Origin of the sequence: Runella limosa DSM 17973 (assembly GCF_000482465.1) — a bacterium.
In the GTDB taxonomy this organism is placed as follows: Bacteria; Bacteroidota; Bacteroidia; order Cytophagales; family Spirosomataceae; genus Runella; species Runella limosa.
This window is the reverse complement of sequence record NZ_KI519420.1, coordinates 970,240-993,307: the sequence shown is the minus strand read 5'-3', so window position 1 is coordinate 993,307 and position 23,068 is coordinate 970,240. Positions and strand designations below refer to the sequence as shown.

Genomic DNA, 23,068 nt, shown 5'->3' with positions numbered 1-23,068 from the left:
GTAAACGTTACCAAATCGCCTGGAGTTACGTTCGCACTCTGACCCGATGCCAATGACTTCGTCAAAGCCAAGTCGAAGTTAGTAACTGCCGCATCTACCGTTGGGTTGTCTTTATCAATACCACCTTTGGTTGGATCAATCACAATTGTTGCTGTGCGTCCTGTTACAGGGTTGGCATCATTATCCGTTACATCTGAACCAACATTCTGATTCAAGCTCAACTGACAAGTATCAGGCAAGCTAGTTGGGTCAAACACCACTTGATAAGAACCACCTGCTAGGTTAGTAAAGAGATAGTCTCCGCTAATTCCTGTGTAAACCGTATCAATTGGAGAGAATGTATTGCCGCTACCTTTATATAATATAACGCGTACATTTTTCACTCCTGGTTCACCGCTGTCTTGCTGACCATTGTCGTTCAAATCTTTCCATACAAAATCGCCGATGCTGCCAAGTGGGCTAAACAATGCACCGTCAATTGTAGGGTTGTCTTTGCTGATGCCACCCAAAGCAGGATCAATCTTCACAACTGGGCTCAAGCCTGATGTTGGATTGAAATCGCTATCTTTAGTGTCATCACCACCTTGATCAACTTTCGTACTCAACACACAACCTGCTGGCAAGGTGCTTGTTACAATCTGAACGATGTAATCACCTTTAGCTAAGTTATTAAATGTATAATAACCCGCTTTACCTGCGTTAGTGATCGTCACCATCGAGTCTAATTTAGCGACTGGCTGACCACTTGTGTTAGCACTCCACAAAATCACTTTCACCCCATTGACTCCTGTTTCAGAAGCATCTTGGATACCGTCATTGTTTGTGTCTTTCCAAACATAGTCTCCAATGCTACCCAACAAGTTGCGCAATGCGGCGTCAATCGTTGGATTATCCTTATTAATTCCACCTAACGTTGGGTCAAGTGAAACGATTGGGCTAAGTCCAGTCGTTGGGCTAAAGTCGCTGTCTTTGGTATCATCACCACCTTTATCAGTAGAGTCACTCAACACACAACCTGCTGGCAACGTACCTACCAATACTTTCAATTGATAATCTCCTTTTGACAAACCTTCAAACGAATACCAACCAGGGTTTCCTCCCGATGGGTTGTTTGCGGTAGTAGTTGTATCTACTGCTACTAAAGTTCCTCCTTGATTTCTTTGGAATAGAACTACTTTAACACCATTTACACCTGTATTACCATCGTCTTGAATACCATTGTTATTGGTATCTTTCCATACATAATCCCCAATGCTTCCAAGTGGGCTAAACAATGCACCATCAATAGTTGGGTTATCCTTTAATATGCCACCTTGTTCTGGATCTAACGTAATAACTTGGCTAATGCCTGTCGTTGCGTTAAAATCATTGTCTTTAGTATCATCGCCACCTTGGTTGACTTTAGTACTTAAAATACAACCTGTTGGCAACGTTGACTTGTCAATCTGAACAATGTAATCACCAGCGACCAATCCTGTGAAACTATAATACCCGCCTTTTGTATTATCGGCAGGGTTTGTCGTTGTCAGGGTTGAATCAAGTGGTGTTGTTGGCACACCATTTACGGCGCTCCAAAGAATCACACGAACGCCGTTTACACCAGCTTCGCCCGAATCTTGAACACCGTTATCATTCACATCTTTCCATACAAAATCACCAATGCTTCCAAGTGGCCCTGGAATCACGATAATTTCACAACATCCAGTAGCGGGACAAGTATTTACCTGTGCCGTAAACGCAAAACGTCCTGTACCTTTAATAATTAAGGTATCACCACTTACAGAGGCACTATCAGCAGCGGCGCCAGTAACTGGGCCTTTGCCTACTTTTGTCCATGTTAGGTTTGAATACCCTGGCACAGCGAGAGCAACTGTGTACTCATCGCCTGGATACCACAAAAGCGGCACTGAAAAACAGGCCGTTGCATAATCATCTTCCCCTAAAACACCGTTGCCCGGGTCTGAATCAGCATCTTCCTGATTAGCACCCATTGACATCACTTCCGCGATGTTGAAGTAAACACCTCGACCAGTAACTGTTCCTGTTAACTCAAGTTTAACAGAATCTCCAGCACTGATGGTGGGAATACTCCACAACCCTGTTACAGCGTCGAATGTTGTTCCTGCAGCAGGAGAGTTTCCAGTGAGGGTTGCACCTCCCGAGGGGAAGATGTCCTTCACCACGACAGCCGTAGCAGCGTCTGGTCCGTCGTTTTTGGCGTAGATCGTAAACTTGATAGATTGACCAATGGTAGGTTGAGAAATATCAACCTGCTTGGTAAGTTTAACATCTACTGTTTTTTGTGCTACCTGAGCTACTGCTGAAATCGCAGTAACTAGCACTAACATAAGCATTCCCATCAATGACTTAATGGGCTTCAGCATGCGATTTTTCGGGACAGCCGAACCAACATATCCTATTGGTTCATAGCCTTTTACCTCCTCCTCCGTCAATGGCGGGGAGGTAGATACCCATCGTCTCGACTTTTCGTCGAAACGCGTCCCCAGAACACGCTGCTTATTCTGAGGAGGAGAAATGGATAACTGACTCATAGTCTGCAAAATAATTGATTGAAAGTATAAAAATTTTGGGGTATTTACTATTAATTTAATGAAAATACTTTAGGGTGGTGGCGACGCGCCTGGTAAATGGTAGTACTGGTCTATCCTTACAGAATTGACCCATACAGCACCTTGTCCTCCCGCTGAGAGTTTAGGACGGTAAGTCCTCCAATCTGTCACTTTATGTCCATCCGCCTTTTTTCTTCTGATAGTAAGCATCTCTAGGCAAACCATTGTGTTGCCCAAAAAAGTACTCAGAATGCGACTCATTCCCACCTGAATGGGAAGCGTAGCTAGGTGCTGGACTTTAGTAAATGTTGCACTCATCGGTCACGTTGGTTATGTGATTTCGGTATATTATAATTAGTCAGAAGTAACCGAAATAACAGTAGAATACTACCGCCAGAAAATAACTCCTCTGAACTAACTACAATTGGGGGTTTATCCCACTCAGAAAGTATCTAAAATTATGCCAAAGTCAACAATCGCACAGAAGAGTTTTAAAGTACTAGACTAATCTCTTGTTTTACAGATAGTTATCAATGAAAATTAGAGAAAAAAGCAAATGTAGAAATATTTAATTATTTCAATATTTGTTATAATTATTTCAATTACACAACTACACACTGAGTTTAGCTAAAACCGTGCCAACAAAACCGTTTTTTTCCTACTCCAAAACAGCTCAAATGCACTAAATTGGCTCATTTAGCCGCAAAAATATGCCTTTTAAGTACCTCCCCACCAACAAAAAAGCCAGGCTTCTCGCCTGGCTTTTTTGTTGGTGGAATTATTATCCTAAAAATCATAACCAAGTGTCAGATAAGGAATCGCTTTGTTTACTTCTCCGTTGTCTAACCCCCATGCGTAGTCGAATTTAACATAGAAACCAAACAACATCGTTCTTGCCCCTAAACCATATCCAACCATAAAAGGATTACGGAAATTGTTGACAGTAGCACTAAAGAAATCGAGGCGAACTATCTCGGTATTTAAACTATTTTGACGATTAAACGGCCATTTTCCCGTCCATGCAGTACCCACATCGGTAAATCCGACAAGTTGGAAATTACGAAGGAAATTGGACGTAATTGGCCCACGATAAAAGTACTTTACAAGGGGCATCCGTAGTTCTCCGTTAAAAAGTACGTGGGTAGTGCCTGATACTTTATTAAAATTAAACCCTCTTAAATTTGTAGCCAATTCTACAAAAAATATATCCCTATTATCAATTGGAATCAATGAGCTACTTAGTCCCACCGCCAGTGGATTTACCGACCTTCCTTCTTGATTATTTCCCGTCCAGTTTTCCATTCCACCCATGACACTTTGTTTGGGTGAGCGCCCACCCGAGTGGGCAAATGAAAGGCGGGTCGCAAAAATGAGGTCACGGTGAATTTTTTGATAATGCCGTAAATCAACCGCCAAGCGATTAAAACCTTTCGTGCCCGAAACTCCGCCAAACCAATCGTACCGAACTTTAAAGCGCGTGCCTTCCATCATATTCATTCCATTGATGCGAGAGTTATCATACACAAACTCAGCCCTTGCTCCCAAATAAGTAGAAGTAACATCGGCTGCTGCAATGTTACTCACGTCCAATAATCGAGACTCGGCAAAGAAAGGAGTAACTGCTACTCTAGCAAAATTATTGAACGGATATGCCGCCGTTACCGCCACACGATTGTATCTATACTTCTGGCTTGCGGGTGGTTGTACGTACAAACTTTGCCGATCAACCCGAGCTGTGAAATCAATTCGGTGTGCCAAATTACTGTATTCTGCCCAAAGATTATTGGTTCTAAAATTGAGTAGTCCCAAGAAAAATCCAGCCTTAACGATATGATTTTCAAGCAAATCGTTCATTGTTAGGGATTGTGAAAACCCAAACCCACGGATAGGATCTATTCGCCAATCGGAGGTAGCGTCGTTACTGATAAACAAACTCTTGTACGTAATGGGACCTTTGATGGTAATGTTCTCCCGTCTTCTATTGCGCACTGGTAAGTTGGCAGCGCTCGTTACGGAAGTCCCCCTGCGCTGACGGTATTCAAAGGTTTTTAACACATCTGCATCAAACTCATAATTATCGGTATCTACCTCTCCCGAGTCTAGTTGCATTTTACGAGGGTTGGCCATTTGAGCAATCAAACTAGCATCCGCCGCAGGGTTGTTACGCAGTTCAGTTTTATATACCGACATCCCCGACATACTTTGCATTCGGGGCGTTGGTGCTAAATCATTTGACAACGGCGACAGTGTTTTTTGGTAGATGACCGATTCGTGGTCTTTGGTCCAATTTAAACTTGTAAACGCCCCTGATGTAAGCAAATAATCGTAATCCCGAATGTTTTGATTGAAGTTGGTAAGGGGAGTCAATTTCTTTATATCTGACTCATAGCGATATAAATTTGTGATACCTTTATAATCAGACAAGAAATAAAAAGTATTCTCATCTGATGTACGTGGACTAGAAATTATCCCCAAAGAATCAACAATACGGGATACTATTTGCGCACGCGGGTTACCGTCATGAACAAACAATGCCATTTTATCCTTTACCGTTTTGTACGAGCCTTTGTCTGACGTTATAAGGGAATCTTTTAAACGGTTTGAAGTAAACACGACCCTGGTTGAAGAACCTGCCACGAAATGAGGCGTTCGGTCGTCGTACAGATCACTCGTAAGCGGAAGCAAAGAAGCCCTACCCACGTTAAACAAATACAAGTCATTTTGTCCACGGCTGTCTGCACTGAGGGCTAATGTTGAGCCATCGTTGGAAATATCAAAGTCGGTCACTTGGTTGATACCCCTAATTTCGCGGCTCATCCGAAGCTTGTATTTTCCTTTTTCTAGGATATCAAAAATCTCCAAAAATACGCGTCCATTTTCTTCCGTAATAATGGCCAACCCATTGTTTCGACTCCAAGCAACGAGCGGAACGCGGCTCAAATATGATTTTTTCTCCAGTGAATATTTCCCTTTGAGAATGGTCGTTTTTGCTTTTGTTTCGACATTGATAACCTCGACTGTATATTTTCCTTCTTTTCGGTTCGTAACCGCTACATACTGGTTATCAAGGCTTAATCGCACAGAGTTTGCTAATCCTCCCAGTGGCAAATCCAATTCTTCCTGCCAATCACCAGTAGGCACTTTGTTTGTTGCACTCACTGTCGTGGCCATGTTGGAATAAAAATCCCGCCAATCTTTCAGAAACTTCGTAAACGATACCCCAAGGGTACTGGCTACACTTGTTTGCTCAGTACGAATAATACGGGTGAGGTTTAAAATGTTGGAAATATTGTCTTTCCCATATCGTTCGGCAATGTAATTCCAAATAGATTGTCCAACAATCGTTGCCTCCGTTCCAGTCAATAAAGAAGGTTTTTTCATCTGACGATTCACGATGGCATCGCGCATGTAATCATCCAATTCGGTACTCCAACCATCCGCAATATAGGCCGCGATTCCTGACATGAACCAATCTGGCAAGGTCAACAACAGCGAGCTTTGTAGGGCATCTTTGAGGCTTCCGCCGTACAACATATCATATACGACTAGCCTCGATACTTCTCGAATTAGCTGTTTTTTGAAACTGATTTGGTCACCCGTAAATGCAATTTCTAGGCGAGATTTGGCGAGATTTAGCTCTGTTTCACTTAAATCGGAGCTATTGGCCATCCCCATATTGCTCTGCAAAAGCTCTTGAGGAGAATTATACAAGAAGATTTTGATGCGGTTATAGAGCGTATAACCCAACACCTCCGTGATACGATCTATTTCTGACTCCGCATATTGGGCCGCCAAGGTCGCCAAGGGCGTTCCATTTCCATAGTGGTAAATCTCAAAGTTATTGGTTTTGAGGATTTTCCAATCAAATCTCTGGTACTGAACTCGGTTTTTACCAAATTGCTCTTGCGAGGGATAATTTTGGGCATGGCCTTGTGCGATTGCTCCACAAAGGATAAGTCCAATCCAAAAAATCCGAAAAATAGAACACCTTTTCATAGAATCGAAACTGTTATCTGCCAATAACTTTCAGGTTAGTCAATTATTGACTTGATTTAGAACGAAAATATAACGAAAAAACGCGCGTAATATTCACCTCTGGGTCCAATTCTTCACCTAATTCTAAAAAATTCACAAATTGTGATGCAAAAAAGGGAGCGAGGGTTACGCCTTTTGTTCCAAGCCCATTGAAAATCCCCAATTGAGGATAATCTGGATGTATTCCTACCAATGGCCGACGGTCTTTGGTGGATGGACGAATCCCGACTTGCTGTTCAAGAATGGTATATGGTTTTTTGAAATATACACCTATCTTATTTACTAGAAACTGACGAGCGTCCTCAGTTGTTTCCCAATTCAAATCATGCCAAGTATAAGTTGCCCCAAATCGACATTTTCCTTTTTTGTCGATGGGAAGAATAAACGTTCCTTGGTTGACTATTTCCTCAATCGAATAGCCTTCTACTTGCGTTATCAGCGTCTGTCCTTTTACAGGATTGAAGGGGAGCCAATTAAAAAATGGATTCTGAAGCGCTTCATAGCCTTCACAAAATAGTACTTTTTTAACCTCCCACTCTTTATAAATCACACTATTTTCCTGAAAAACAACACTATTGTAATCAAAATTTTCGACCACATATTGACTTTTTCCAATAAAATACGCTTTTATTTTTTCAAGCATCTCAGGACAATCGACCCAGCCCGAATGCGTAATTTGAAGCCCTCCGTACTGATTTTCGATAAATGGGGCAAATTTTTCATCATTTGCCTCCGCGGCTACGTACTTCGCCAAGTTGGGATCGGCGGTTTGGGCCAAATACGTATTTTGTTCTTCAATGGAGCGAAACGGGCGATACACATCACACAAGTGTACTAACTCGGTTTGGAGCGTTTCTTCCATTTCCTGATAAAAAGTACGTGCATACGGAAAAATCTCCTCGACCTTCCAAGTACGTGCTAATTTCTTCCCAGTAATCGGATTAAAGATTCCGCCTGATACTTTAGATGCCGTTGGCAAATCAGCACTTGAAATAATCACCACTCGGTAGCCTCGTTGCTCCAACGTCCAAGCCAATACCGAACCAGCTATCCCCTGCCCTACAATTAAGTAATCGGCTTTCATGAAGCGTTTGTTCTTTTTCGCATCGAACGGCTTATGCGTTCATCTGCCAGTTGTGTGACCAAATCTATTTGTTCGTCAAGCGTCATAAACGACGTATCGACACTTACGGCATCCGACGCCTGACGGAGTGGACTATCGCTTCGCGTGGTATCAATATGGTCCCGTTTTTTTATATTTTGAAGAATGTCATCAAGGTCTAACATTTCCCCTTTGGCCAATAATTCAATTTGACGGCGCTCCGCCCTGATTTCGGGCTCGGCGGTCATAAATACTTTCAGCTCGGCATCTGGAAATACCACGGTACCTATGTCACGTCCGTCCATGACCACGCCACGGGCCTTGCCCATTCGTTGCTGCTGTGCCACCATCGCACGGCGCACCTCCGATACCGCGCTTACTTCACTCACCCAATTGGCAATGTACAATTTACGAATTTCGTCCTCCACATTCAAGCCGTTCAGATAGGTTTCATTGCGGCCTGTTTCGGGGTTTCGTCTAAAATCTATCTTGATATTTTCCAGCGCTTTAGCAACCTCCTTTGGGTTGGTCAATGAGACATGTTGCGTCATAAAATAGAGCGTAACGGCACGGTACATCGCCCCTGTATCAATGTAGGCATACCCCAAATAGGCGGCAACCCCTTTGGCCGTAGTGCTTTTTCCACAGCTCGAATAGCCGTCAACAGCAATAATAATTTTTGGCATGAAACAGATTAATATAGTTGGGGCAAAGATACGCAGAATGCCCTATCCCACTCCACCGTTTTGTAGTAAAATGAAGTTTGTCAGTTTCCTTTTCTTTTTATCGGTACATTTTTGGGCATATTGCCTAATTTTCTGTACATTAAAATTACAAAAGTCATTGTATTTACGTATTTCATTTTTGTACATTTACGTTCTAAGCTCGGTAAAAAGCATAAAAAAATACCGAATAATAATTTTCGGTATCCTATTTATGCAAGCAAACTTTTTTTGTGTTTTCTTTGAAGCGTTTTACAACCATAAATTACAATTTACCATGAAAAAGGTGTTATTATCTTCATTATTGGCACTCACAGCCTTCTTTTGTGCCTCCACATCTTCACTAGCCCAATTCTCAAAAGGTGATAAGAAAGTCAACATTGGTGTTGGCCTTGGTTCTATTGGTGCCAACGCATCGGTAGAATACGGTATCATGGACGACCTCGGCGTAGGTTTGTTTGCCTCTTATGAGCGCCCCAGTACTGGAATTATAGGAGCTCTCGCAGGTGTAAACTACGGATACAACCAAATAAGTATTGGGCCTCGTGCTGCATATCACCTTAACAGAGTTTTAAATATGAAAGACGAGAATTTTGATTTGTATGTAGCAGGTGGTATTCTTTATCGCAATGATTCTTACGGATCAGACTATCGTGCTTACCGACAAAGTGTAGGCTTATCAGGCTCAGATAGTGGATTATCTCTTCTAGCTCGCGTAGGTGCTAGCTTCCAATTTAGTGATAATCTTGCTGGTTTTGCTGAATTGGGCTCGGGTGGTTCATGGCTTCAAGCAGGTATTTCGTTTAAATTTTAAAAAATCTTTCGTTCCCATTTGTTGATTACGTCTCATAGCGTATTTTTGGGACGTAATCGAACTTTAAACCTCAAAATAATTTTATGAAAAAACTATTTGCACTTGTTTTTTGCTTTGCTGTACTACTTGTTACAAAAAGCCACGCTACTACTGCGGAGTATTTTATCGACGCAGTTTCTGTTGAACAAACACTTAACTCAGGCGATCAATTGGACGTAGCAAACGTTGAACAAGCTGCCACAGCACTTGAAAGCCTAATGGGCCAAGGAAACGAAATGACAAAAGTAATGGCAGGTGACAAAAAACCAGTTGTTGCATTTATTTTGGCATGGGTAGTTGGTTTCTTGGGTATCCACCGTGCTTACCTTGGAACTGCTGGTGGTGTTATCGTTGGATACATCCTTACCTGTGGTGGTTTGGGTATTGTTGCTTTGATTGACTGGATTGTTCTTCTCCTAGAAGTAATTGAAGAGAAGAATTTTGATAAGTACGTCAATAACAAGAAATTCTTCATGTTTGCCAACTAAGCAAAACAGAACAAGTTAACAAAAAAGGGCAGTGAGTTACTCACTGCCCTTTTTTGTTTCTGCCCCAATCACCACCGTTCGTATTCGCTGGTTATTAGCGGCTTTTCGCTTTTTATTGGTTGTTTCTGCCATGATAGCCGCCCTGCGTCCTCCTCCAAAATAAAACGTTTGAAACATTCCTGCGCCCGTAAAAAAGCCAATAAAATAATATTTGTGCCAGACGTGATACACCCCAAATCCGAGGGCAATGGCTTGCAAGCCCAACGAAACGATTCCTGATTTGGGATACCCTGCATATACCTGCCCCAGCCCTGGCATCAAAAACGACAACAATTGGGCTTTATCTGGATTCTTAGGCTTTTTCTTCAAAAACTTATACAGCTCGTCCGCATTTACGTTTAAGCCTTTACGTACGGCGTATTGCTGAAATACGGCTTTAGACTCCGCCCAACGTTCCAGTTCATTCAACGTGAAAATTTCTACTACCTGCAGCGATTCAGAAAGCAGTGAATCTTGGGTATAAAACTTGGTTTGTTGCAGCAGTCCATACGTTTCGTTGTAGTGTTGGGCCAAATACCCGCACAAAATAGTTTCATACCGCATCCGAAAAGCCACGGCATTGTTTGGTTCACTCAAATCAAAACGTTGGGCGGTTTGCCAAGCATCTTCAAAACTGCGCTCAGATTTTTGCGCCTGAATCTTTCGGGTAAGCAATTGATTATACGTTTGCCGAAGTGAATCTTCCGACAAGGATGTTTGGGTCAATTCAAAAATTTGTTTCTCGTACAACACCGCCGCCAGCCCATAGTTTTGTTGGGCCATCAGGCTATCAGGCGACTGCGTAAATCCTTCCCTACTGATTAAACACAGTACGAATAGGAATTTGCATATTGAATAGAATCTGTTCATTCACCTTATCATTAAATTCTTGTCGTCGTACATGCACACTTAACGCGCTTCCCCACACATTGCCCACGTAGAAGAAAGAAAACAATCCTCCATAAATCAAAAAACGAGGGCTTTTCCAACCATCGCGGCGATATGCTTCGTAGGCTTGCACGCCCAGCGCCACATTTTGAATAAATGTGATAATTCCCTGGCCCGTTTTTCCAGCGTATATTTTCCCACTTCCAGGAATCACCACCGACATCACCCCCGCCACCCAAGGAGACTTGCCTCGATGCGTCCTAATCTGGCGGTAGTTTTTTTCGAGGTTATCTTCCTCTTGACTAAATGCAAAATAATGCCCTGTGAAGGACTTTTGGCGCCTTACAAAGCCTATTGTGTCTCTTTTCAGCAATGCAACCCCCGCCAACTGGAAATTTTGCAAAGCGATAAACAACGAATCTTTGGGTACAAAATCTGTCAATGCCGCTTGTGCTTTATCATAACGTTTTAAAAACGTATGCCCAATCCCTTCCAAAAAGCGGGCTTTTTCAAAATGGGGATGTATTACAGGAAGCTGACGAAAGCAAGAAATAGCGGAATCAAGCTGAAGCTGATTGTAATAAGCCAAACCCCGATAATAGGGAAACGCCTTTCGGTATTTTGTCCAGTTGAGGACATCGTTATACGCTTTTTTTTCCAGCAAATATTCCAAAAAAAGTGAATCCGACGATTGGGTTTGCTGCGCCCTCGTTGGCAAGCCTAACCATATTACCAACCCAATACATATCCATTCTTTCAAATACTTCATGGAGTTTTTTTGGGGGTTATTCGATACATCGCGGGCGTATCCACCACTTTCCCTGTCTGCATATTGATTCGGAGTAATTCAATACTTGTGGCAGCCACGCGGTTGCAGCGTGAAATTCGGTCGGCAGTGAGGGCAATTCCTTTAAAAATACCAAACTCTTGTATCGCCACCCTGCTAAAACGCGAGCAGGACAATTCATAAAGGCAATCGGCTGATATTTGGGGTGAAATGACTTTTTGATAGCCTGTCAATGCGCCATTGAGCAACCAATAGACAGGATTGTAACGCAAGAAAGGGGATTGCTTAGGCTTCTCTACCTTCCCAAACGAAACCGTTGGCGCCGATCCAGATTCAGCCAGCAGCTCTAGGTCTGACACCTGTGCCCGCAATTTACCCATTGCACAGCCCAACAACAGCATTCCGCACAGGAGTATATTTCTGATTTTGTTAGCCATCCAACAACGTTATTTGATAATCTTAGCGTTAGCAGGGATCACAAAATCAAGCAAAGTAGAGGTTACTTGCTCATTGATTTTTAATGCGCCATAGGCCGTTTTGGTAATGATCGAATCCCTGGCTGTCACGTAGTCAATCTGGGTGATTGTCTGCGGAAAATCAACGCTCCCTAGTTTTGTATATTCGTAGTAATAGACCTTTTTTATCGTCCGTTCGGAGGGGTCTATGTATTTCATAAAAATAGGGTTCTGGCCTTTGTGTACCAATTCTACGCGTTTGATACTCTTTGCCATCGGCGTAGGCGATTTCCAAGTCGAAATCATTAGGCCATCTTCAAACTTTGTTTGGCTCAACGAAAACCCCATGCTCGACAACCCCAAGTCGGCTTTCCTGTTGTGTAGAAAATAAAAAAACTGGGTTGTTTCGGTACTGTAGGTCGCGTTTTGCTGCTGCAATACCGTATTTTTAGTGGGGTCAAAAACCTTAATTTCGCCGTTGGAATTGTTAAAGACGTACAATTCAGCGGGTTTAGGAAAAAGCGTCACCATCCGTCCAGAAGTTGCGTAACACAATTCAGCACGGGTATTGATGGTTTTTCCTTTGTGGGCCGTGCGCATTGTCATGGTTGCACTAACTTTACGTACGCTTTGGGCAATAAGCTGATTTACAACGAAAAACGCTACAAATAATTTCCAATAACTCACAGGGATACTCATTTTTAAACAAAAACCGATGTAGTATTACAGACCCTCTATCGACAGCTTTGCTTTCACGATGCGGTCTTTTCCGTACATATCCTGGATGACATCAACCTTAACAAAGCCTTTTTCTATAAAAAGCTGCTTGGTGGCTTGTCCAAAATGTTCGTTGATTTCGACGTAGCAAGCGCCCGTTTTTTTCAAGTGTTTAAGGCAAAAATCGGCGATGGCACGATAAAAAAGTAACGGATCGGTATCTTCCACAAACAACGCCAAATGCGGCTCAAAACGCAATACATTGGGCTCCATGCTCGACTGTTCGGAATAAGTCACGTAGGGCGGATTACTCACCACACAATCAAACTCACCCGCAAAAGTGTCTTCTTTTAAAATATCGTATTTTTCAAACGTGGCCTCTGACAACAAACGGTGGGCATTTTCTTGCGCAATCGCTAAGGCGTCTTCCGACACATCCCAACCCCACACTTTGGCAAACGACATAAATCGGTCGAGGGCAATCGCAATACAGCCGCTTCCTGTGCCAATATCAACAATTTTGACAGGGTTTTCCTCCCAATAACAATCCTTCACAATCAACCGCACCAATTCTTCCGTTTCTGGACGAGGAATAAGTACCGACGGCGATACTTTAAACTCCAAATTGCAGAAATACGTCGAACCAATGATGTGTTGTACTGGCTCACTTTGGTTTAAGCGTTTGACGATGGTATCCCAGTCAGGCTGCGAGGCATTGGCGGGGATAGGCTTATCTACGAGCACATCCACGTTGCGAAGCCGTAAGAAATGTTCCATCAGCATAAATGCCATGGCCCTCGCTTCCTTGTGAGGATAGGCAGTGATGTTTTGAACGATATAATCAAAAAGAGGTTTGGCTGAGGAATACATAGAGCTCTTCGACACGTGTTGGTTTTATTTAAGCACTTCGCGCATACGTGCCTGTAGCGCCATTTTTTGTTCTAAGGCTTTACGACTATTTCTGTACCACAAATAAGCTATCACAGCCACCGTTAGATAGGGAAAAACAAATAGATAAGCGATACCTACATTGATACCGTTCCCAATCACGTTTTTTCCAGTGCTCATATTGGTTTCAACCGCCCCTTTACACATGGCGCATTGGGCAAACGCCCCGTTAGTGCTTACCACAAATAGGAGCATCACCAATAAAAGAATACCATACTTTTTCATAGTGTTGTTGATTAAAATCGGTTAGTGATAGTAAGGTGAAATCATCAAGTAAACGATTACGCCCGTTATGCTGACATAGAGCCAAATAGGAAACGCCCATTTAACGGCTTTCTTGTGCAGGTCTATCTGATTGCTAAACGCATAATATACCGCGCGTAGCACAAACCACACAACCCCAATCGAAAGCGTAATGTGCGTAATAAGCAAGAAATAATAAATTGGACGAATGATTCCTTCGCCTCCGAAGACGGCAGATTCGTTCGATAAATGATACAAGACGTAGCTCACCAAGAAAAGCGCCCCTAAACAAAAGGAAATGGTCATCATAACCCGATGAGCAGCGATATTTTTACGCTTGATGAAATAAAAACCAGCGAGCAGCGACACGCTTGTCAGAGAATTAATGACACCATTGACGTGCGGTAGTGTTTTTGTCCACTCACCCAAGTTCACTTTGGGAATACTTGGATTCAACAAAATAGCGACCACAACGGGAATCGCAACGGCGATTATGTTGATCCACTGATTGAATTTTTTATTTTGCGGAACAGTAATTGTTGACATACTTATTTTTCCTTTTTTTGATAGATATCTAACAGTACGCTTATTTCGGTCACCAAACGTTCTACATCCTTTTCGTCTTTACCATTGTAAAAACCTCGAATATAGCCTTGTTTATCCACTAACACCAACTGTTCGTTGTAGGGAATGGTTTGTTTTGATTTACCATTTTTCAAATTGCCAAGCTTGTACGTATCTATCAGTAGTTCGGGAGCTCCTTTCTCCACACTAAAGCTTGCTTCTTTTTCAAACAGTTTTTTTGCCCTATCAAAATGCTGTCTTACCACTGCATCACTGTCTGGATTGAAGAATCCAGCAACTTTAATCGTCCCCTGAACGGCTGATGGAACCTGATAAAAAACGGTATCCTTTCCGTTTAAAATTGGCTTTCCAGCGGCATCAACTGCGGGGACAAAATAGGGTAGCTCAAAGTGATTTTCACCAAAGCTATGTAAGAATAAAACAATGAAAGCCGGTAATGCCAACACCAAGGTTAGCATTCCGGCTTTTATATACTTTTGCATAGAACTATCTCAAGTCAAAAATAGAACCGCCTTCAGTCATTAATGCTATTAGCAACCAAACGACGAAAATACAAGGAAGCAAAGTTGCCCAAATCAACGACTTTACTTCGTGTTTAAGGTGCATAAATTCACCTACGATATAGAAAGCCTTTACGATCGTCATTCCAACGAAGATAGCTGTTTTAAGCGTACCTGCAGTCAATGTGAATGCAATCAAGAACTCTAAAGCCGTAAGGATAAGTAAAATCCAAAATGTACGCCAAATTGCTTTGCGTTGTTCTGCGCCAGCGTTTTCGTCGTGTTCGTGAACGTGTGCCATATTTTTTCTTAATTAAAGGAGATTAGAGATTAGGTAGTAAATTATACCAAGTAAAAGAATGTAAATACGAATACCCACACCAAGTCAACAAAGTGCCAGTAAAGACCTACTTTTTCTACCATTTCATAAGAACCACGGCGATCATAAAAACCAGTTGATGTTCTGTAGAAAATCAAGTAATTAAGCACTACTCCTGAGAATACGTGTGTACCGTGGAATCCTGTAATGAAGAAAAACAAATCAGCAAACGCTGGAGGACCGTATTGGTTTTCAGTCAGGTTAGCCCCAAAAATGGTTTTAGAAACCCATGAGCCATCTACCAATTCTTTGATCACAGTTCCATTGTCTGTACCGTGGATAAAGTGCGTCCACTCCCATGCTTGGCAACCCAAGAAAGTAGCGCCACCGAGGATTGTCCACAACATGTATTTTTCAACCGCAGCGCGATCCATGCGGTGACCTGCTTCTACTGCAAGTACCATTGTCACCGAGCTAAGAATCAAAATGAAGGTCATAATCCCTACAAAAACGAGTGGGGCATGAAGGCCGTGCATAAATGGCAGGGCATCAAATACCTTTTCAGGAATTGGCCAATAAGCAGGTGATGATACAAAATCAGCGACCTTACCCGCGTAAGCAGGATAACTGAAGCGAACTAAGCCATAAGAAACCAACAAGGCCGAGAAAGTAAATGTATCTGATACTAAAAAGAACCACATCATCAACTTCCCGTAGCTAGCCTTCATGGGCTCAACTCCACCTAGCCATACATTTTTCACATTCGGTTGTGCAGTAGCAGCCATCGTTATTCTATTAAAAATTCAGGTTTTAAGTAAAATGTTTAATCAACGGAAATACAAAAGAAATGCAAACAAATAAAGCCAAAGAATGTCAAGAAAATGCCAATATGTGGTACAAATCTCAATTCTTCTCAAGTTTTTTGCGTGAACTTTTAGGCGCATTGCTGAGATAAAAGTAACACACAACACAATCAGACCTGTTACCAAGTGAACACCGTGAAGAAGCGTAAAAACATAAAAGAACGAACCAGAGGGGTTACCAACGAAATAAATGTTTTGGGCCACTAGGTCTTTCCATCCTTCTACTTGCATCCACAAAAACGCCAGTCCAAGCACAAAAGTAATAGAAATTGCGATTTTGAGCGTATTGAAATTGTCTTTTTTTGCAGCTAAATATGCCCAGTGCATGGCAATACTGCTAATAATCAAGACAACAGAACTATACCAAAAAATTTGAGGAACCTCAAATTCAACCCAGTTTCCTTCTGCCCTACGCACCAAATAGGCACTTGTCTGCGAGGCAAAAAGCATGATAATTGTTACGATAAAACCCCACAAGATAAACTTCTTGGGATCCATCGACAAGGTTTCTGGCGCTTCCTCTATCTTTAGTTTTTCAACCTTTGCCATAGTTTTAAAAATTGTTTTAAGTCATCACTTAGTTTTCAACAACTAAGCCTTATCCAGCAAATAAGCGATTTGTACAATCGGCAAATACGCAAATGAGCCAAACATAAGCTGTAGGGCTGTTTTGTCTGAGCACTTCCGCATCAAATGAAACGTTTGTGCCAAAAACAACACTCCAAACAGCATAGCGACCAGCGCTGAGTTAATTCCTGTCATTCCAAGTTCGTAAGGCAACCACCCTACTGGCAAGAGAAATAAGGTATAAATCATCATTTGAATCGCCGTATTTAGGTCTTTTCCTCCTTTTGAAGGTAAAAGATTAAAGCCTGCTTTTTTGTAATCTTCATCCAACACCCAAGCAATAGCCCAGAAGTGTGGGAATTGCCAGAAAAATTGAATCGCGAACAAAATGCCTGGTTCTAGTCCAAACTGATTTGTGGCAGCCACCCAGCCAATCATTGGCGGAAATGCCCCAGGAATGGCTCCTACAAAAACCGCTATCGTCCCCACGCGTTTGAGAGGTGTGTAAACAAACCCGTATAAAATCGTGGAAAGGATGGCCAAAGCACACGCTCTTACATTGAATTCCATCAAAAATATGAACGTCGAAAAAGCGAATAAGACTAAGGCAAACACAGTAGCTTCATTCACCGAAACACGGCCACTAGGAAGTGGTCGATTTTGGGTTCTTTTCATCAATTTATCCAAATCTTTCTCAATGATTTGGTTGATGATATTTGCCGCACCAGTGATTGAAAAAGCCGCCAAAATAAAAAGTAATAGGCTAGGCCAGTTCACTTTTTCGACCGCTAGGCTATATCCAAACGCCCCCGAAAAAGTCACTAACCACGCCAAGCGAAGTTTCATCAACTCCAAGTAGCTACGTACTTTTTCAAAAAATAAATTGATTGCCAATGTCATTGTTAGGCGTTAATATTTTCAGTAGTGAATAATTGTCTTTTGTTGAAGACTAATTCGGCATTAATCAGTAACAAAAGCACAAATTGTAATCCCAGTGCAATCGTAGCGAGTGTCAAGTGAAGAGGTTGCGCAAATGCTGGAACTGACCAATACGCCATGATAATCCCAGTGGCTATTTCAATGATGACCATCACCAACAACGCCAACGTCAACTTATAAATGATACCGCTTTGAGAGGTCGCTTTTCGTAACCAGTAAAGTAAGCCTATGTGCAACCCAAAAAGCAAAATTGAGTAAGAACGGTGAATATAAAATTTCACGCCCAAATGCTCTATCCACTGATTTCTGCCCGCTTCTCCAAGTTCTTTTATCGCCACATCCATCACTTCCCTTACTTGTGTTCCTAGTAAGACCTGTACAAGTGATAGAATCAACGTCCAAATAAGCCACTTATTTATGAACGTTTTCTTTTTGATTTCAGCGAGTTGAACATCCCCGACATACGACCTTGCCATGGTATAAATCAGTACAAATACGATGACTATAGCCAGCAACATGTGCAAAGTGACCATAACGGGCGCAAGCTCCGATGAAACGACTTTGGCTCCCAACCAACCTTGAAACCCTACTAGCAAAAATGCCAGTAAGCTCATGTAAAAAATAGGTCGGTCGCGTTTAAGAAAAGGAATAGAAGCGAGAAGAGTAGCAAAAATTAAGAACCCAGTAAATACCCCAAAAAGCCGATTAAGGTATTCTGTCCACGTCTTAAATACATTAAATTCTACCTCTCCTTTTAATTTGGCACCAAAAATTTCTTGGTAATTAGCAGGTAGTTCAGAAACTTCCGTTGGAGGAACCCAAGAGCCAAAACATTTTGGCCAATCGGGGCAACCCATCCCAGAGCCAGTACTTCTAACAATCCCGCCGATTACTATCAAAACATAAACGACAACTACTGTTAGAAGTGCTAGCTTCTGAAATAAGCGATTATTTGTATCAGAATTAGTGTGACGCAAACTGGTCATTATAATTTTGAGCCTCAATTTCTTTTTCCTGCGCTATATACTCATTCTCATGCGGGAAGTTAGATTCGAGCGTTTGAGAGTGAGGAATATTTTGAGGAATAAAATCAACGTCAGATCCTGGCTTGCTATAATCGTATGGCCAACGATATACGGCAGGAATTTCTCCTACCCAGTTTCCGTGACCTACGTTTACTGGTGTTGTCCACTCCAATGTGTTTGAATTCCACGGGTTTTGAGGTGCTACTTTACCTTTAAACATGCTGTAGAAGAAATTCCAAAGGAATATAAACTGAGCAAAGAAAGTAAAGATGGCAGCTATCGAAACAAACATGTTCAAATCAGTGAATGACTTACCAAAATCAAAGCTAGTGAATTGGTAATAACGACGTGGGAAACCTGCAATACCGATGTAGTGCATTGGCATAAACACCAAATATACCCCAGCAAAAGTAAGCCAGAAGTGAATTTGACCAAGTGTGCTGTTAAGCATACGGCCAAACATTTTTGGATACCAGTGGTAAATACCCGCGAAGAAACCAAAAGCAGAAGCAGCACCCATTACAATGTGGAAGTGAGCTACTACAAAATACGTATCGTGCAATTGAATATCAAGTGCCGAGTTTCCAAGAATGATACCCGTCAAACCACCTGATACGAACAACGATACCAGACCGATTGAGAACAACATACCTGGCGTAAAGACGATGTTTCCACGCCACAAAGTTGTGATGTAGTTAAAAGCTTTTACCGCCGAAGGTACCGCAATAATCAGCGTCAAGAACATAAAGATTGAACCCAAGAATGGGTTCATACCCGTTACGAACATGTGGTGCGCCCATACGATAAAGGCAAGGAATGCAATTGCCATGATAGAGGCAATCATCGCACGGTAACCAAAGATTGGCTTACGGGCATTGGTTGCAATTACTTCTGACGTAATACCAAGGGCTGGCAACAATACGATATATACTTCTGGGTGTCCTAAGAACCAGAACAAGTGTTGGAACAAGATTGGGCTACCACCAACGTTTGGCAAAGCTTCACCGTTGATATAGATTTCTGACAAGTAGAAACTTGTTCCGAAGTGACGGTCAAAAATCAACAATAAGGCTGCTGAAAGCAATACAGGGAAAGAAATAATTCCCAATACAGCCGTGATTAAAAACGCCCAAATTGTCAATGGAAGACGCGTGAAAGTCATACCACGTGTACGAAGGTTGATTACGGTTGTAACGTAGTTCAAACTTCCCAACAACGAAGACATGATAAAAATTGCCATACTTGACAACCAAAGTGTCATCCCCATCTCAGAACCCATGTGAGCTTGTGGTAATGCACTTAATGGCGGGTAAATCACCCAACCACCTGCTGCTGGCCCTGTTTCAAGGAAGATAGAGATAAACATCAATAAACCTGAAACAAAGAACAACCAAAACGAAAGCATGTTCAAGAACCCTGATGCCATATCACGAGCTCCAACTTGCAATGGAATCAAGAAGTTACTGAAAGTTCCACTCAAACCTGCCGTCAATACAAAGAATACCATGATGGTACCGTGCATGGTGACAAGAGCAAGGTAAAAGTTAGGGTCTAATGCACCTGTTTCAGTAATCCAATCACCTAGAAATGGCTTTAGCCAGCTCAAATCTGCGCCAGGAAACCCTAGTTGCAGACGGAAAATAACCGACATCGCAGCTCCAATGATAGCCCAAAAAATACCAGTTATCATGTACTGTTTGGCTATCACTTTGTGATCTTCAGAGAAGATATATTGGCGCCAGAAGTTTAACTCGTGGTGCTCATGTTCATCGTGAGAGTGGACATCATGTCCCAAGTTAGCCTCTACTACTGACATTTTTATTTAGATTTTAAAGTTATAATTTCTATTAACGCATCGATGCACTTGCAGCCGCAGCTGAACCTGTAGAAGCAGTGGTACTATCAGCTTCTTCTACGTAAGGAGCATAATTCATTGCCTTTGCACGCAATTTCTCTGGGATTTTAGTAATGAATTTTGGATCAGCTTCTAAAATTGTAGAGAGTACTGGCTTTTGTTGTTGTTTCCAAGCATCAACAGAAGCTTTATCTTCTACAATCAGGCGCAAGCGCATTGCAAAGTGACCTCGTCCACATACTTCAGTACAGGCAATTTCGTAATCAAAATTAGGATTCCCTGTTTCTGCACGCATTTGCTCAGTTGATTTGTCTGGAATAAACCAAAATTTCGTTGGCATGCCAGGAACTGCGTCCATTTTAACACGCATGTGAGGAATATACACACTGTGCAAAACGTCACGAGCACGGATTTTCAATGAAACGGGCTTACCTACTTCAACGTGCATTTCACTTACATTGATAAAATCATCAAAAGATGCTTCATCAGAATAATCTATCCCGCTTGGATTGTTATTATTGTCATCTATTAACTTATAGTTATAGCCTCCAAGCTTATTGTCTTGAACACCTCCATAACGAACAATCCAACCAAACTGTTTTCCCATAATTTCAACCACCTGAGAATCAGCTGGTGCATCAGACATGATTTTAGTCCATGAACGGAATCCTAAAAACACCAATGATGCCATGATCACAGCAGGAATCGCAGTCCAAATCAACTCCAACTTGTGGTTTTCAGGATAAAAAGTAGCTTTATAGCCTTTTTTGTACTGATATTTCCAAGAGAAGAAGAAAAGCAAGAAATTTACGATAAAGAAGGCAATCGTCAATAAGCCCATATCAAGCCAAAATTGGCTATCCGTTTCCCGACCGTGTGGGGAAGAAGCTTCAGGTAAGAAAGCGTCCTGCGAGGCGAGATAAGACCACACCATTGCGACTGACCCTCCCACCAAGAAAACAAGCCAAAGCGCACCGTTCGCTTTGTTATTTGGCACAGGGGCTTCACTTTCTGATTGAGTACTACCCATTACCTTTTGCAATTTTGCTGCTACGGCGATTGCAATACCAAGCAGCACAACCAGTAGTAATCCAACTAAATAAATCATTGTTATTATGTCGTTTTATATTGATTTAGAGATTTTGCTAGTGATGACAAAATCAATTTCTACAAATTACGCAACATCATGGTGAAGAGACTCCTCTAACATTGGATGGTTGCGAGGGATTAGATTGCCTTTCGTCAACTGAGTTGAAACTGACCAAATAAACGCACAAGCAAACAATAAAATAAAGCCAAACTCAACAGGCCCAAAACCAGCATGTTCACCTACCGTACCTGGCATAATGTTAGTATAAAAATCGAAGTAGTGACCTACAAGGATTGACCAACAAGCGATTTTCAAAATCAATGGCGTACGCTTCGAATCCCTTGTCATTAAAACTAGGAAGGGGGTAACAAAGTTTAAGAAAAGGTTGATGAAAAATGGTGCTTTATAAATACCACCATAGCCACTAAAACGCTCACGGTAGTAGATAGCTTCTTCTGGAAGGTTAGCATAGTAGATAAGCAAAAACTGCGAAAACCAAACGTACGTCCAGAAAATTGAGAAGGCAAAACAGAATTTACCTAAATCGTGAAGGTGGCTTTCGTTTACTGCTTTCAAATAGCCACGTTCTTTCAACATAACAATTGTAAGCGTCATTGTTGCCAAACCTGCTACGTGCCAACTAGCGAGTGTGTACCATCCAAACATGGTTGAGAACCAGTGAGTGTCAATTGCCATCACAAAATCCCAAGCAGAAGTAGATGAAGTTACGCCAAAAACTAGCAAGAACGCCGTTCCGAATTTGATGGCTTTCTCATAATTCTCAGTTCCACCAATTTCGTCTTCTTGAAGCGATAAATTTCTCAATACTTTCCACAAACCATACCACAAACCGAAATACAATACGAGACGGATGAAATAGAATGGTTTGTTCAAAAATCCTTTTTTACCTGCGATGATGGCATCATAATGCGGACTGCTTGGGTCCATAATACCTTCGTGCATCCAGTGGAATAATTTATCTCCAAAGCCTACCGCAAGCACCAAAATAATAATGGCTGGTACTGGCAAAAATGCAGGCATTGCCTCTGGGATTCTTCTAAATACTGCCGACCAACCCGCCTGAGCAAGGTTATTATAAGCTAGGAAGAATAAGCCTACGACCGAAATACCAGCAAAATAGACACTATTTACCCAAAGGTTAGAAATAATACGTTGTGTCCAGTGGTAAGCGTGTTCGGCATGGTCGTGTGCATGTTCAGCAGCATGACCCGCAGCCCCATGAGCTTCGTGCCCATGTCCACCACCTTGAGATAACATATATGCTCCGATCAATACCAGCGCAGCGCCAATACCCATCCCAATGAGCAAATTGCGTTTTGATTCGGCGGTAAATTCAAATTGTTCTTCGACAGAAACAACTTCGTGATGATGTGCGCCCATTATAAATCTTTATCTTTAAGTTGTTGTTGGTTATCGCAGCGGCGAACCGCTAACTTGTTCGTAATTAGCGGTTTGCC

The 23,068-nt window shown here is 42.0% G+C and carries 23 protein-coding genes; 2 read left to right on the top strand and 21 right to left on the bottom strand.

Annotation, left to right across the window (positions count from 1 at the left end):
* The 5 genes from K339_RS33680 to cmk all read right to left on the bottom strand — a co-directional run.
* Positions 1-2,552, bottom strand: a 2,552-nt coding sequence (locus tag K339_RS33680) for an SdrD B-like domain-containing protein (RefSeq protein WP_037300361.1), incomplete at its 3' end; no start/stop codon positions are given.
* Between the two features lie 69 nt (positions 2,553-2,621).
* Positions 2,622-2,888 carry a hypothetical protein gene (locus K339_RS37150; RefSeq protein ID WP_157607593.1) on the bottom strand — a complete coding sequence of 89 codons (267 nt, stop codon included), beginning with the start codon at positions 2,886-2,888 and terminating at the stop codon, positions 2,622-2,624.
* Positions 2,889-3,356: 468 nt separating this feature from the next.
* Positions 3,357-6,566, bottom strand: coding sequence for a hypothetical protein (locus K339_RS0114180; RefSeq protein ID WP_028524186.1), 3,210 nt, complete (start codon positions 6,564-6,566; stop codon positions 3,357-3,359).
* Positions 6,567-6,609: 43 nt separating this feature from the next.
* The gene (locus tag K339_RS0114175; RefSeq protein ID WP_028524185.1) at positions 6,610-7,689 is read right to left on the bottom strand and encodes an NAD(P)/FAD-dependent oxidoreductase; all 1,080 of its coding nucleotides are present in this window, start codon (positions 7,687-7,689) and stop codon (positions 6,610-6,612) included.
* Positions 7,686-8,393 (bottom strand): (d)CMP kinase, encoded by a 708-nt coding sequence (gene cmk, locus K339_RS0114170; protein WP_028524184.1) that lies wholly within the window; start codon positions 8,391-8,393, stop codon positions 7,686-7,688. Before cmk ends, K339_RS0114175 begins: the two co-directional genes overlap by 4 nt.
* On the opposite strand from cmk, the gene K339_RS0114160 reads away from it, so the two are divergent.
* Positions 8,392-9,243, top strand: a complete 852-nt coding sequence (locus K339_RS0114160) for a putative outer membrane beta-barrel protein (protein ID WP_157607592.1) — start codon at positions 8,392-8,394, stop codon at positions 9,241-9,243. The genes cmk and K339_RS0114160 overlap by 2 nt on opposite strands.
* A gap of 83 nt (positions 9,244-9,326) precedes the next feature.
* Positions 9,327-9,770, top strand: a complete 444-nt coding sequence (locus K339_RS0114155) for a TM2 domain-containing protein (RefSeq protein ID WP_028524182.1) — start codon at positions 9,327-9,329, stop codon at positions 9,768-9,770.
* A 36-nt stretch (positions 9,771-9,806) separates the two neighbouring features.
* Here K339_RS0114155 and K339_RS35975 read toward each other — a convergent pair whose 3' ends face one another.
* From K339_RS35975 to K339_RS0114075, 16 genes are all read right to left on the bottom strand, one after another.
* Positions 9,807-10,679, bottom strand: a complete 873-nt coding sequence (locus tag K339_RS35975; protein ID WP_211243800.1) for a hypothetical protein — start codon at positions 10,677-10,679, stop codon at positions 9,807-9,809.
* Positions 10,624-11,466: a tetratricopeptide repeat protein gene (locus tag K339_RS35970; RefSeq protein ID WP_051398007.1), complete on the bottom strand. Its 843-nt coding sequence runs from the start codon at positions 11,464-11,466 to the stop codon at positions 10,624-10,626. The genes K339_RS35975 and K339_RS35970 overlap by 56 nt, the downstream gene beginning before the upstream one ends.
* Positions 11,463-11,921 carry a membrane protein insertion efficiency factor YidD gene (yidD, locus tag K339_RS35965; RefSeq protein WP_051398006.1) on the bottom strand — a complete coding sequence of 153 codons (459 nt, stop codon included), beginning with the start codon at positions 11,919-11,921 and terminating at the stop codon, positions 11,463-11,465. The genes K339_RS35970 and yidD overlap by 4 nt, the downstream gene beginning before the upstream one ends.
* Positions 11,922-11,930: 9 nt before the next feature.
* On the bottom strand, positions 11,931-12,638 hold the full coding sequence (locus K339_RS33660) for a hypothetical protein (protein ID WP_051398005.1): 708 nt from the start codon (positions 12,636-12,638) through the stop codon (positions 11,931-11,933).
* Between the two features lie 24 nt (positions 12,639-12,662).
* Positions 12,663-13,526 (bottom strand): peptide chain release factor N(5)-glutamine methyltransferase, encoded by an 864-nt coding sequence (gene prmC / locus K339_RS0114130; protein WP_028524180.1) that lies wholly within the window; start codon positions 13,524-13,526, stop codon positions 12,663-12,665.
* 24 nt (positions 13,527-13,550) lie between these two features.
* Positions 13,551-13,829, bottom strand: a complete 279-nt coding sequence (locus tag K339_RS0114125) for a CAMCR motif-containing small membrane protein (protein WP_037300357.1) — start codon at positions 13,827-13,829, stop codon at positions 13,551-13,553.
* A gap of 21 nt (positions 13,830-13,850) precedes the next feature.
* Positions 13,851-14,393 (bottom strand): DUF420 domain-containing protein, encoded by a 543-nt coding sequence (locus K339_RS0114120; protein WP_028524178.1) that lies wholly within the window; start codon positions 14,391-14,393, stop codon positions 13,851-13,853.
* Positions 14,394-14,395: 2 nt separating this feature from the next.
* Positions 14,396-14,914: a hypothetical protein gene (locus K339_RS0114115; protein ID WP_028524177.1), complete on the bottom strand. Its 519-nt coding sequence runs from the start codon at positions 14,912-14,914 to the stop codon at positions 14,396-14,398.
* Between the two features lie 4 nt (positions 14,915-14,918).
* The gene (locus K339_RS0114110; protein ID WP_028524176.1) at positions 14,919-15,233 is read right to left on the bottom strand and encodes a cytochrome C oxidase subunit IV family protein; all 315 of its coding nucleotides are present in this window, start codon (positions 15,231-15,233) and stop codon (positions 14,919-14,921) included.
* A 41-nt stretch (positions 15,234-15,274) separates the two neighbouring features.
* The gene (locus tag K339_RS0114105) at positions 15,275-16,036 is read right to left on the bottom strand and encodes a cytochrome c oxidase subunit 3 (RefSeq protein ID WP_028524175.1); all 762 of its coding nucleotides are present in this window, start codon (positions 16,034-16,036) and stop codon (positions 15,275-15,277) included.
* Between the two features lie 42 nt (positions 16,037-16,078).
* Positions 16,079-16,663, bottom strand: coding sequence for a cytochrome c oxidase subunit 3 (locus tag K339_RS0114100; RefSeq protein ID WP_028524174.1), 585 nt, complete (start codon positions 16,661-16,663; stop codon positions 16,079-16,081).
* A 42-nt stretch (positions 16,664-16,705) separates the two neighbouring features.
* The gene (gene cyoE / locus K339_RS0114095) at positions 16,706-17,581 is read right to left on the bottom strand and encodes a heme o synthase (RefSeq protein WP_028524173.1); all 876 of its coding nucleotides are present in this window, start codon (positions 17,579-17,581) and stop codon (positions 16,706-16,708) included.
* Between the two features lie 2 nt (positions 17,582-17,583).
* Positions 17,584-18,606 (bottom strand): COX15/CtaA family protein, encoded by a 1,023-nt coding sequence (locus K339_RS0114090; protein WP_028524172.1) that lies wholly within the window; start codon positions 18,604-18,606, stop codon positions 17,584-17,586.
* Positions 18,584-20,461 carry a cytochrome c oxidase subunit I gene (locus tag K339_RS0114085; protein WP_028524171.1) on the bottom strand — a complete coding sequence of 626 codons (1,878 nt, stop codon included), beginning with the start codon at positions 20,459-20,461 and terminating at the stop codon, positions 18,584-18,586. Before K339_RS0114085 ends, K339_RS0114090 begins: the two co-directional genes overlap by 23 nt.
* A gap of 31 nt (positions 20,462-20,492) precedes the next feature.
* On the bottom strand, positions 20,493-21,608 hold the full coding sequence (locus K339_RS0114080; protein WP_028524170.1) for a cytochrome c oxidase subunit II: 1,116 nt from the start codon (positions 21,606-21,608) through the stop codon (positions 20,493-20,495).
* 66 nt (positions 21,609-21,674) lie between these two features.
* Entirely contained in the window at positions 21,675-22,991 is a 1,317-nt protein-coding gene (locus K339_RS0114075) for a hypothetical protein (protein WP_028524169.1), read from the bottom strand.
* Between the last annotated feature and the right edge of the window lie 77 nt (positions 22,992-23,068).

Coding starts and splice junctions, on each gene's coding strand:
- K339_RS37150 (WP_157607593.1), bottom strand. CDS start 2,888: ATGAGTGCAACATTTACTAAAGTCCAGCACCTAGCTACGCTTCCCATT.
- K339_RS0114180 (WP_028524186.1), bottom strand. CDS start 6,566: ATGAAAAGGTGTTCTATTTTTCGGATTTTTTGGATTGGACTTATCCTT.
- K339_RS0114175 (WP_028524185.1), bottom strand. CDS start 7,689: ATGAAAGCCGATTACTTAATTGTAGGGCAGGGGATAGCTGGTTCGGTA.
- K339_RS0114160 (WP_157607592.1), top strand. CDS start 8,392: ATGAAACAGATTAATATAGTTGGGGCAAAGATACGCAGAATGCCCTAT.
- cmk (WP_028524184.1), bottom strand. CDS start 8,393: ATGCCAAAAATTATTATTGCTGTTGACGGCTATTCGAGCTGTGGAAAA.
- K339_RS0114155 (WP_028524182.1), top strand. CDS start 9,327: ATGAAAAAACTATTTGCACTTGTTTTTTGCTTTGCTGTACTACTTGTT.
- K339_RS35975 (WP_211243800.1), bottom strand. CDS start 10,679: ATGAACAGATTCTATTCAATATGCAAATTCCTATTCGTACTGTGTTTA.
- K339_RS35970 (WP_051398007.1), bottom strand. CDS start 11,466: ATGAAGTATTTGAAAGAATGGATATGTATTGGGTTGGTAATATGGTTA.
- yidD (WP_051398006.1), bottom strand. CDS start 11,921: ATGGCTAACAAAATCAGAAATATACTCCTGTGCGGAATGCTGTTGTTG.
- K339_RS33660 (WP_051398005.1), bottom strand. CDS start 12,638: ATGAGTATCCCTGTGAGTTATTGGAAATTATTTGTAGCGTTTTTCGTT.
- prmC (WP_028524180.1), bottom strand. CDS start 13,526: ATGTATTCCTCAGCCAAACCTCTTTTTGATTATATCGTTCAAAACATC.
- K339_RS0114125 (WP_037300357.1), bottom strand. CDS start 13,829: ATGAAAAAGTATGGTATTCTTTTATTGGTGATGCTCCTATTTGTGGTA.
- K339_RS0114120 (WP_028524178.1), bottom strand. CDS start 14,393: ATGTCAACAATTACTGTTCCGCAAAATAAAAAATTCAATCAGTGGATC.
- K339_RS0114115 (WP_028524177.1), bottom strand. CDS start 14,914: ATGCAAAAGTATATAAAAGCCGGAATGCTAACCTTGGTGTTGGCATTA.
- K339_RS0114110 (WP_028524176.1), bottom strand. CDS start 15,233: ATGGCACACGTTCACGAACACGACGAAAACGCTGGCGCAGAACAACGC.
- K339_RS0114105 (WP_028524175.1), bottom strand. CDS start 16,036: ATGGCTGCTACTGCACAACCGAATGTGAAAAATGTATGGCTAGGTGGA.
- K339_RS0114100 (WP_028524174.1), bottom strand. CDS start 16,663: ATGGCAAAGGTTGAAAAACTAAAGATAGAGGAAGCGCCAGAAACCTTG.
- cyoE (WP_028524173.1), bottom strand. CDS start 17,581: ATGACATTGGCAATCAATTTATTTTTTGAAAAAGTACGTAGCTACTTG.
- K339_RS0114090 (WP_028524172.1), bottom strand. CDS start 18,606: ATGACCAGTTTGCGTCACACTAATTCTGATACAAATAATCGCTTATTT.
- K339_RS0114085 (WP_028524171.1), bottom strand. CDS start 20,461: ATGTCAGTAGTAGAGGCTAACTTGGGACATGATGTCCACTCTCACGAT.
- K339_RS0114080 (WP_028524170.1), bottom strand. CDS start 21,608: ATGATTTATTTAGTTGGATTACTACTGGTTGTGCTGCTTGGTATTGCA.
- K339_RS0114075 (WP_028524169.1), bottom strand. CDS start 22,991: ATGGGCGCACATCATCACGAAGTTGTTTCTGTCGAAGAACAATTTGAA.